General features: G+C 76.0%; 9 protein-coding genes. 1 reads left to right on the top strand and 8 read right to left on the bottom strand.

The genetic code is table 11. The annotated features are described in order from the left end of the window. Window positions 1–90: 90 nt before the first annotated feature. The 7 genes from TOK_RS23665 to TOK_RS23635 form a co-directional block, all read right to left on the bottom strand. Entirely contained in the window at window positions 91–720 is a 630-nt protein-coding gene (locus TOK_RS23665) for a riboflavin synthase (protein WP_098960189.1), read from the bottom strand. Between the two features lie 20 nt (window positions 721–740). Continuing rightward, the gene (ribD, locus tag TOK_RS23660) at window positions 741–1,829 is read right to left on the bottom strand and encodes a bifunctional diaminohydroxyphosphoribosylaminopyrimidine deaminase/5-amino-6-(5-phosphoribosylamino)uracil reductase RibD (RefSeq protein ID WP_098960188.1); all 1,089 of its coding nucleotides are present in this window, start codon (window positions 1,827–1,829) and stop codon (window positions 741–743) included. Between the two features lie 70 nt (window positions 1,830–1,899). Beyond that, window positions 1,900–2,586: a ribulose-phosphate 3-epimerase gene (gene rpe / locus TOK_RS23655; RefSeq protein ID WP_098960187.1), complete on the bottom strand. Its 687-nt coding sequence runs from the start codon at window positions 2,584–2,586 to the stop codon at window positions 1,900–1,902. A 119-nt stretch (window positions 2,587–2,705) separates the two neighbouring features. Next, the gene (locus TOK_RS23650) at window positions 2,706–4,157 is read right to left on the bottom strand and encodes an RsmB/NOP family class I SAM-dependent RNA methyltransferase (RefSeq protein ID WP_098960186.1); all 1,452 of its coding nucleotides are present in this window, start codon (window positions 4,155–4,157) and stop codon (window positions 2,706–2,708) included. Next, on the bottom strand, window positions 4,154–5,086 hold the full coding sequence (locus TOK_RS23645; RefSeq protein ID WP_098960185.1) for a methionyl-tRNA formyltransferase: 933 nt from the start codon (window positions 5,084–5,086) through the stop codon (window positions 4,154–4,156). The genes TOK_RS23650 and TOK_RS23645 overlap by 4 nt, the downstream gene beginning before the upstream one ends. Then, window positions 5,087–5,635, bottom strand: a complete 549-nt coding sequence (gene def, locus TOK_RS23640; RefSeq protein ID WP_098960184.1) for a peptide deformylase — start codon at window positions 5,633–5,635, stop codon at window positions 5,087–5,089. A 96-nt stretch (window positions 5,636–5,731) separates the two neighbouring features. Continuing rightward, entirely contained in the window at window positions 5,732–8,008 is a 2,277-nt protein-coding gene (locus TOK_RS23635; RefSeq protein ID WP_253258591.1) for a primosomal protein N', read from the bottom strand. A gap of 145 nt (window positions 8,009–8,153) precedes the next feature. Between TOK_RS23635 and TOK_RS23630 the strand changes: the two genes are divergently transcribed. Next, complete coding sequence (locus tag TOK_RS23630) at window positions 8,154–9,446, top strand: geranylgeranyl reductase family protein (RefSeq protein WP_098960183.1); 1,293 nt, start codon at window positions 8,154–8,156, stop codon at window positions 9,444–9,446. 6 nt (window positions 9,447–9,452) lie between these two features. Here TOK_RS23630 and TOK_RS23625 read toward each other — a convergent pair whose 3' ends face one another. Then, window positions 9,453–9,650, bottom strand: a complete 198-nt coding sequence (locus TOK_RS23625) for a hypothetical protein (protein WP_098960182.1) — start codon at window positions 9,648–9,650, stop codon at window positions 9,453–9,455. Between the last annotated feature and the right edge of the window lie 162 nt (window positions 9,651–9,812).

The following is a 9,812-nucleotide window of genomic DNA, read 5'->3' as shown; positions in this document are numbered from 1 at the left end:
CCAGGTCGGCCACCGCCCGCTCGATCAGCTCGAACGCACGGCGCCGGTCGGCCGCCGCCGTCGTCCCGGCGCTGCTGCTCGCCACGTCGCTCACTGGGTTCCTGCCTCCTCGTCGGCGCCGCGCCGGTATCCGGCCGTCAACCGCTCCACGTATTTAGCGACGACATCGACCTCGATGTTGACGGTATCCCCCGCGGACCGTATTCCGAGTGTGGTGTCCGCCAAAGTCGTCGGGATGAGCGCGACGGTGAAGGTGTCGTCGCCGGCGGCCGCGACGGTCAGCGACACGCCGTCGACACAGATCGACCCCTTCTCCACCACGTAGCGCGCCAGCTCCCGGGGAAGGCTGAACGTCACCTCGTCGCTGCGCTCTCCGGGGGTGCGGCCCAGCAGGGTCGCGATCCCGTCGACGTGACCCTGCACGATGTGGCCGCCGAGGCGGCCACCCGCGGGCAGCGCGCGTTCCAGGTTGACCTTCGAGCCCGCGACGGCGGCGCCCAGCGACGTTCGCTTGAGCGTCTCGGGGACGAGCTCGAGGCGGAAGCGGTCGTCGGCGGCCTCGTCGTCGACGACGGTGAGACAGCAGCCGTTGACGGAGATCGAGTCACCGTGCGCGGCATCCTCGGACACCCGCGGTCCTCGTACGGTGAGCACGACGACGTCGGCGTCGTGCCGTACGTCGACGATCTCGCCGACCTCCTCGACGATCCCGGTGAACATCTTCCGCCGTCCCTCCTCGTTCAGGATCCGCCGCCGGCATCCGGGGTCCGCCCGGACAGGGCCGCGGTTCGTGGGGGCGTCGCCGTGACGACCGTGCTGTCCGGCACGGCGTCGATCAGCACGTCGCCCCCCACCAGTTCCACATGTGCCACCTGCAACCGCAGGATGTCCTCGATCGTTCCCACACCGGCGTCGCCCAGTGCGGCTGTTCCGGCGCCGAGCAGCGCGGGTGCGACGTGGGCGAGCACCCGGTCGACCCGCCCGGCCGCGAGGAACGCCCCCGCGAGCCGGGGTCCGCCCTCGAGGAGGACGTCGACGACGCCGCGGTCGCGCAGCGCCGCGAGCACCTCGTCGGGGTCGTGGGTGCGCACGTGCAGGACGTCGGGGGCATCGAGGTGCGAGCCCGCGACGACGTCGCGGCGCCCGGCGACGACCCGCAGCGGCTGGTGCGGCAGTGGGCGGCCGGTGTCGTCGCGTGCGGTGAGGGCGGGGTCGTCGGCGATCGCGGTCCCGGTGCCGACGACGACGGCGTCGCTCACGGCACGCAGCGCGTGGACGCGGGCGCGGGCGCCGGGGCCCGTGATCCACCGGCTGGTGCCGTCGGCGGCGGCGCTGCGCCCGTCGAGGGTCGCCGCGAACTTCCACGTGACGTGCGGGCGGCCGGTGCGCTGCGCGTGCAGCCAGGCTCGCAGCGGGCCGGTGACGACCTCGGCGGCGAGCGTCCCGGCGGTGACGGTGACCCCGGCGGTGCGCAGCACGTCGGCCCCGCCGGCGGCCACGGGGTTGGGATCGGCGACGGCGAGGTGCACGGCGGCGATCCCGGCGGCGCGCAGCGCGTCGGTGCACGGCGGGGTGCGGCCGTGGTGCGCGCAGGGTTCGAGGGTGACGACGGCGGTGCCGCCGTGGGCCCGGTCCCCTGCCTCGGCCAGTGCGACGACCTCCGCGTGCGGCCCGCCGGGCGGCGCGGTGGCCCCGGTACCGGCGACGTGGCCGTGGGCGTCGAGGACGACGCAGCCGACGGGCGGATTGGGGCTGGTCGTGCCGTGTACGCGCGAGGAGGCGGCGAGCGCGAGGCGCATCGCGTCGGCAGGAGTGAGCGGGCCGGTCATCGTGGTGTCCGGCCGCGCCGGTGACGGGCGGGTCCGCTCGTGCGGACCGCGCCCGTCACCGGCGTGGGGGTCATGCCGTGGCCCACCGGTGCGGGTTGGACTCGACGACCTGGCCGCGCAGCGCCTGGACCGCGCGCATCGGGTCGTCGGCTCCGTAGACCGCGGAGCCCGCGACGAAGCAGTCGACGCCGGCCTCGGCGGCCTGCTCGATCGTCGCGGCGTTGATGCCGCCGTCGATCTCGACGAGCACCGTGAGGTGCCCGGTGTCGACGAGGCGCCGCGCGGTGCGGACCTTGTCGAGCACCTCGGGGATGAACGACTGGCCGCCGAAGCCCGGCTCGACGCTCATGATCAGCAGCGTGTCGTAGTGCTTCAGGGTGTCGAGGTGGTCCTCGAGCGGGGTGCCCGGCTTGATCGACAGGCCCGCCTTGGCCCCGGCGGCGCGCAGGTTCTTCGCCAGCGCGACCGGGTCGTGGGCCGCCTCGACGTGGACGGTGACGTTGTAGGCACCGGCCTCGGCGTAGGCAGGGGCCCACCGGTCGGGGTCCTCGATCATGAGATGGCAGTCGAGCGGCACGGCGGTCGCCTTGAGCAGGGACTCGACGATCGGCAGGCCGAGGGTCAGGTTCGGCACGAAGTGGGCGTCCATGACGTCGATGTGGAGCCAGTCGGCTCCCTCACCGGGCGCACCGGTGACCACGTCGGCTTCGTCGGCCAGGCGGGCGAAGTCGGCGGACAGCATGCTGGGGGCGATCAAGGGATGCACGCCTCAGAGGCTACTGGGCACCCGTTGCCGGGCGCGCATGTGTGGGCGATGTCCTCCGACGATTCCGTCGACCGTCAGGACCTCACCTGTGCGATCACCGTACAGGGGGATCAGCGCACCCGGCGGAGCAGTGTAATGAACATCGCGTCCGTACCGTGGCGGTGCGGCCACAGCTGCACCGCGGGCCCGTCACCGAGGTCCGGGACGCCCGGCAGCACCTCCCGGGCGTCGAGCCGCTCGACGTCGTCGCGGCGGCGAAGCACCGCCGTCACCACACCCGCGGTCTCCGACAGGTGCGGCGAGCAGGTCACGTAGGCCACGACCCCCCCGGGACGCACGTGCCGCAGCGCGGCGGTGAGCAGCTCGCGCTGCAGCCGGGCGAGCCCCGCGACGTCCTCGGGGTTGCGCCGCCACCGCGCCTCGGGACGGCGGCGCAGCGCACCCAGACCGGTGCAAGGGGCGTCGACGAGGACGCGGTCGAACGTGTCGTCGGGCAGCGGGGCCTCGCGGCCGTCGGCCGTGTGCACAGTGACGGGCAGCCCGTCGACGGCGCGGCGGACCAGGTCGGCGCGGTGCTCGGACTGCTCCACCGCGTCGAGGGTGACGCCGTCGATGGCGGCGAGCCCGCCGAGCAGCACGGCCTTGCCCCCGGGGCCGGCGCACAGGTCGAGCCAGCGGCCGGTGTCCTCGCCGACGAGCCCGGCCCGCGACAGCGCGAGGGCGACGAGCTGGCTGCCCTCGTCCTGCACCACGGCGAGGCCCTCGGCGACCGCGTCGATCTCGCCGATGTCGCCGGAGCCGGGTTCGAGGTGCACCCCGTACGGCGAGTACGGCGCCTCGCTGCCACCGGTGACCAGCGCCAGCTCCTCGGCGGTGATCTCGCCGGGGCGGGCGAGCAGGTGCACGACGGGCCGCGCGTCGTCGGCGGCCAGCGCCACGTCGAGCTCCTCGGTGCTGCCCAGCGCGTCGGCGAACGCCTGCGCGATCCACCGCGGGTGGGCGTGGACGAACGCGCTGTGCCCCAACAGGTCCTCGTCGGCCGGCGGGGCGAGCTTCGCCGTCCACGCCGCCTCGTCGTGCTCGGCGACGCCGCGCAGGATCGCGTTGACGAACCCGGCCGAGCGGGACCCGGCCCGGTCGCGGACGAGGTCGACGATGGTGTCGACGGCCGCGTGCGCGGGGATGCGGGTGCGCAGCAGCTGGTAGGCCCCGATGCGCAGGGCGTCGACCAGCGGCGGCTCGATGCGGTGCAGCGGCCGGTCGGCGCACGCGGCGACGATCGCGTCGAGCAGCCCGAGCGCGCGCAGCGTGCCGTAGCCGAGCTCCGTGGCCAGGGCGGCGTCACGGTCGCGCAGCCGGAACCGGCGCAGGATCGCGGGCAGCGCCAGGTTGGCGTAGGCGTCGCGCTCCCGGACCGCCGTCAGCAGCTCGTGCGCGGCAGCCCTGGCGGGATCGACCGAGATCGGCCGCTCCGGGCCACGACGACCCCGCGGGGGCCCGGCGTTGCGACGCGGGCCGTCGCCCCGCCTGCGATCGCCGGTCGACCGCCGCTGCTCGTTCACGAGAGTTCCTCTCCATCGGCGATGCGCACACCGCGGGCCCAGTCGGGGGCGGGCATCGCCTTCTTGCCGACGGGCCGGACCTCGCCCAGCTCCACCGGCACCGTCGCGGTGCCGACCAGCACCCGCTTCTTCTCGACGTGCAGCGCGCCGGGGGCGAGCGCGATCTCGCCGGTACGGACCGGCCGGACCGGGCCCAGGCCCAGGCGCTGCTCGCGGAACGTCGTCCAGGCGCCCGGTTCGGGCGTCACCGACCGCACGAGGCGGTCGGTCGCCGTGGCGGGCACCGACCAGTCGACCCGCGCGTCGGCGACCGTGACCTTCGGGGCCAGGGAGACCCCGTCGGCGGGCTGGGGCACCGCGGTGACCGTGCCGTCGGCGATCCCGTCGAGGGTGGCGAGGAGCAGCGCCGCGCCGCTCACCGCCAGCCGGCCCAGCAGCACACCCGAGGTGTCGGTGTCGCCCACCGTCTCGGTCACGATCCCGAAGGTCGGGCCGGTGTCGAGACCTTCCTCGAGGCGGAACGTCGTCGCGCCGGTGACGTCGTCGCCGTGGCGGATCGCGGACTGCACCGGCGCGGCGCCACGCCAGGCCGGGAGCAGCGAGAAGTGCAGGTTGACCCAGCCGTGGACGGGGATGTCGAGCGCCGCGCGCGGTACCAGCGCGCCGTAGGCGACGACGGGTGCGCAGTCGGGCGCCAGCTCCGCCAGCGTCGCGAGGAACTCCGGTTCGGACGGCCTGCGCGGGGTGAGCACCCGGACGCCGGCCTCGTCCGCCAGGGCGCCGACGGGCGAGCGGTGCAGCGACCGGCCGCGGCCGGCGGGCGCGTCGGGCCGCGTCAGCACCGCGACGACCTCGTGGTCCGGGGAGTCGAGCAACGCACGCAGCGACGGCACCGCCGGTTCCGGGGTGCCCGCGAAGAGCAGGCGCACCTAGCGCGCCCGGCCGAACATCGGGTGCGGGCTGACCTTCACGACGGGCTCGTTCCCGCCGAACCACTCGGCCGCCCGGATCTCGGCCATCGCGAGCTTGCGGGTCTCGGCGTCGAGCCGGTCGACGAACAGCACCCCGTCGAGGTGGTCGGTCTCGTGCTGGATGCAGCGGGCCAGCAGCTCGGAGCCCTCGATCGTCAGCGGCTCGCCGTGCATGTCCCAGCCCCGGGCGACGACGTGCAGGTGCCGGCGGCAGTCCCAGCTCAGTCCGGGGATCGACAGGCAGCCCTCGGGCCCGAGCCGGTCCTCGTCGCCGACCACGTCGAACGTCGGGTTGACCAGGTGCCCGGAGAACTCGTCGCAGTCGTAGGTGAACACCCGCAGGCCGACGCCGATCTGCGGCGCGGCGAGGCCGGCACCGCCCTCGTCGTGCATGGTGTCGGTGAGGTCGGCGACGAGCCTGCGCAGCTCCGCGTCGAAGGTCGTGACCTCGACGGCGGGCGTGCGCAGCACGGGGTCACCGAAGAGCCGGACGGGCTGGACGGACACGGAGCTCCCTGCAGAGTGGAACGGACCGGTCGATTCTGCCACGCAGCGTTCCCGGGCCCCGCCCCGCGGCGCCCGGCCGATCTGCCGCAGCGGCGCTCAGTCGATCTGCAGCGGATCCATCCTGACCCGCACGGGATCGGCCGCCTTCCGCGCGCTGCGGGTGGCCTGCGCCGCCGCCAGGGCCGCGGCGAGGGCCCGGCCCTGTGCGCGCGGGACGCGCAGCAGCGCCCGCTCCCGTGGCCCCTCCCCCGGCGTCGAGCTCTCGATCTCCACCGGGCCCAGGACCTCGGCCCCGCCGCGTTCGGCCGCCTCGGCGACCTCCGCGACGGCCGCCGCCGGCCCCTCCACCGACGCCATCCGCACCGCCGGCGGGAACCCGACCTCGGCGCGCGCCGCCAGCTCCGCCGCCGCGTGCCCGGCGGGGTCCCAGCGGACGAGGGCCTGGACCACCGGCACGCCGGCCTCCTCGACCACGACCACCCGGCCACCGTCGCCGTGCGGGACGACGAGCGCCGCCGCCGCCAGCCAGCGCCGCAACGTCTCCTCGGCGACCCGCAGGTCCGGACGTGACAGCAACGCCCAGCCGTCGAGCAGCAGCGCCGCGCCGTACCCGCCCTCGGCCGGCGGCTCCGCACCCGGGGTCGCGACGACGATCCCCGGCCCCCCACCCACGCCGGCGAGGACGTCGACACCGCCGCCGGACTGGCGCACCCCCACACCCGGGAACGCCCGGCCCAGCTCCTCCGCCGTGCGCCGCGACCCCGTCACCGACGCCCGCAGCGCCCGCCCGCCGCAGCCCCCGCAGCGGTAGGACGACTCGACGCGGCCGCACCAGCGGCAGTGCGGCAGCCCCGGCGCGCCGTCGGTACCGGTCCCGGAGGGCAGCGCCAGCGGGCCGGCGCAGTGCCGGCACCGCGCGCTCTCCCGGCAGCGGCTGCACGACAGCCACGGCACGTATCCCGCCCGCGGGACCTGCACCAGCACCGGGCGGCCTGCCGTCAGCGCGGCGCGGGCCGCCTCGAACGCGACCGCCGGGATGCGTGCGACGCGGGCGTCCGGGTCGCGCGCCATCGCTCCCGCCGAGTCCTCCAGCGCCGTGACCCGCGGCATCGTGGCCCGCAGCGTCGCACGGTCGGCGACGATCTCGTTCGCCCACCCCGACTCGACGAGCAGCTGCGCCTCCGCCGTCCGCGCGTACCCGGCGACGAGCAGCGCCGCCCCCACGGCGTGCGCCCGCAGCACCAGCACGTCACGGACCTGTGGATACGGTGCCCGCGGCTCGGAGTGGGAGTCGTCGCCGTCGTCCCACACCGCGACGAGGCCGAGGTTCGACAAGGGCGCGAACGCCGCCGCCCGGGTCCCGACGACGACCCGCACCTCCCCGCGCAGCACCCGCAGCCAGCGCCGGTAACGCTCGGCGGGACCGAGATCGGCGGTGAGCGCGACGACCGCGTCCTCCCCGACCCGCGCACCGCAGGCGGCGTGCAGGACCTCGACGTCGCGCTGGTCGGGGACCACCAGCAGGGCGCCGCGCCCGGTCTCGGCGGTCGCCGCCGCGGCCTCGGCCAGCCGCGCCGCCCACTGCTCCCCCGGCAGCACCTGCCAGACCGCGTGTGCCGCCCGGCCGGAGCCGAGGGCGGCGAGGAACGCGGACCCGCGCGGGTAGCGCGACCAGCCGCCGACGGCGCCGGGCGGGCCCACCGGTCGACTGCCGGCTGCCGCCTGCAGCGCCGGGAGCGGCACGACCGCGGCACTCGCGCTGCCCGCACACTCGTCGGCCCGGCTCTCCGGACCGGTCGTCGTCGCGAGGTCCGATGTCGACGTCGCCGCGGCGGTTCCCGGTCCGTCGCCCCCGGCGTCCTCCGATCCGGCCTCTCCGCCGCGGTCCTCGTCGGTGGCCGCCGGGGCGACCGCGCGGCGGCCCTCGGCCCGGGCGTGCCGCGGCGGGACCGCGAGCCGGACGACGTCGGCGAAGACCCCCGCGTAGCGGTCCGCGACCGCCCGGCACAGCGCCGCGACCTCGCTCGTGAGCACGGGCTCCGGCGACACGACCTTCTCCACCCACGCGAGCCGCCCGCCGTGCCCGGACTCCTCGGTGCGCTCCAGCAGGAAGCCGTCGACGAGCCGTCCCGCGAACCGGACCCGCAGCCGCACCCCGGGGACCGCCACGTCGTCGAGATGTGTGGGGACCCGGTAGTCGAAGGGCCGGTCGAGGTGGGCCAACGGCACGTCGACCGCAACCCTGGCGACCGGCGCGACCGCGGCGGGCTCCCACTCGCCGCGCGCGGCGGCGCGCCGCCGGGTCCCGGCCGCGGCGGCACGGGAGGCGGCGGCACGGGAGGCGGCGGTCGGGGTCCGCACGGGTCCGGCCACGCGATCACCCTGGCATCCGCCCCCGACGGTTCCGGCCCTGCCCCCGGCCGTGTCCGTGGGCCCGATCCCCACCGCGCGGGGGAAAGAGGGTGTGACCTGGCCCCGGCGTCCGACGCGCAGCGGCCCGGCTTGCGACACTGGAGGCATGGACCCCGCCACCTCCCCCGTCCCCGGCGCCACCGACCTGCTCGTGGTCGGTGCCGGGCCCGCGGGATCCGCCGCCGCGGCGTGGGCCGCCCGGCACGGCATCGACGTCGTCCTCGCCGACGCAGCGGTCTTCCCGCGCGACAAGGCCTGCGGCGACGGGCTCACCCCGAGGGCGGTCGCGGAGCTCGACCGGCTCGGGCTCGGGCCGTGGCTGCGCGAGCACGGGTCCAACCGTGGGCTGCGCGCCGCCGGGTTCGGCCAGGTCCTCGAGCTGCCGTGGCCGGGTAGGTCGTTGCCCGCCAACGGGTCCGCGGTGCCGCGCCTGGAGCTCGACGACCGCATCCGCCGGGTGGCGCTCGAGTCCGGCGCGGTCCCGATGGAGGGGGCGAAGGCCGTCGACGTCGAGTGGGACGGCGAGCGGATCAGCGGCGTCGTGTTCACCCTGGCCGACGGCTCGTCGACGACGGTGCGCTGCGAGCGGGTCGTCATCGCCGACGGGCACCGCTCCAGCCTCGGCCGGATCCTGGGGCGGGAATGGCACAAGGACACGGCCTACGGCGTCGCCGCCCGCGCGTACATCACGTCGGGCCGCAGCGACGACCCCTGGATCTCCTCGCACCTGGAGTTGCGCGGCACCGAGAACGAGGTGCTCGCGGGCTACGGCTGGGTGTTCCCGCTGCACAACGGCGAGGTCAACATCGGCGTCGGCACCCTCGCCACCGACCGGCGCCCGGCCAACATCCAGCTGCGTGCCCTCATCGACCTCTACACAGCCGCCCGCCGCGACGACTGGCAGCTGGAGGGCGAGCTGCGGATGCGGTCGTCGGCGCTGCTCCCGATGGGCGGCGCGGTGTCGGGGGTCGCCGGCCCGAACTGGGGCCTGATCGGCGACGCCGCCGGCTGCATCAACCCGCTCAACGGCGAGGGCATCGACTACGGCCTCGAGACGGGCCGGGTCATCGCCGAGCTCATGACCGGCGAGAAGGACCTCGCCCGCGCGTGGCCCGCACTGCTGCGCGAGCACTACGGCCAGGCGTTCTCCATCGCGCGCCGCCTCGCCGGGCTGTTGACGATCCCGCGGCTGCTGCCGCTGGCCGGTCCCGTCGGGATGCGGTCACGGGCGCTGATGACGGTCGCGCTACGCGTGATGGGCAACCTCGTCACCGAGGAGGACCGCGACCTCACCGCCCGCGCGTGGCGGGCCGCGGGACGGCTGTCGAGCCGGTTCGACGACCGGCCTCCGTTCCCCGCGGCCGACCTGCGCCGCGGCGTCACGGAGTCCGGTGCCTGACCGGACTCAGGTCGAGGGCTGCGGGACCGTGCAGTCGATCTTCGGGTTGACACCGACGTAGTTGAGCGGCCCGACGACGACGGTCAGCAGCGTGGTGCCGACGCCCGTGCAGGAGGCGTCCGCGCCGCCGAAGTAGCCGCGCTGGTAGGCGGCGAACGCGCCGACGATCAGCCAGAGCACGACGATCACTGCCAGGATGCGCACTGCAGCCTCCGGGGGGTCGTTCGCCCAGACGGACACATCGGACGGTTACGCAGAGGGTAACGGCGCACCCCGGCCCCGGCAGGACGTGAGACACGGTTCTGCGCCGGGTCCGGTACCGGAGCCCGCCGACCCCGGCGTGGGGCCGGTCCCGTCCATGATCGA

It is taken from the genome of Pseudonocardia sp. N23 (genome assembly GCF_002583555.1).
Classification (GTDB): domain Bacteria; phylum Actinomycetota; class Actinomycetes; order Mycobacteriales; family Pseudonocardiaceae; genus Pseudonocardia.
This window is presented reverse-complemented; position numbering and strand designations above follow the sequence as displayed.

What these genes read in the sequence shown, in the direction of transcription:
- TOK_RS23630 (WP_098960183.1), top strand. Translation starts at nt 8,154, where the DNA reads ATGGACCCCGCCACCTCCCCCGTCCCCGGCGCCACCGACCTGCTCGTG.
- TOK_RS23665 (WP_098960189.1), bottom strand. Translation starts at nt 720, where the DNA reads ATGTTCACCGGGATCGTCGAGGAGGTCGGCGAGATCGTCGACGTACGG.
- ribD (WP_098960188.1), bottom strand. Translation starts at nt 1,829, where the DNA reads ATGACCGGCCCGCTCACTCCTGCCGACGCGATGCGCCTCGCGCTCGCC.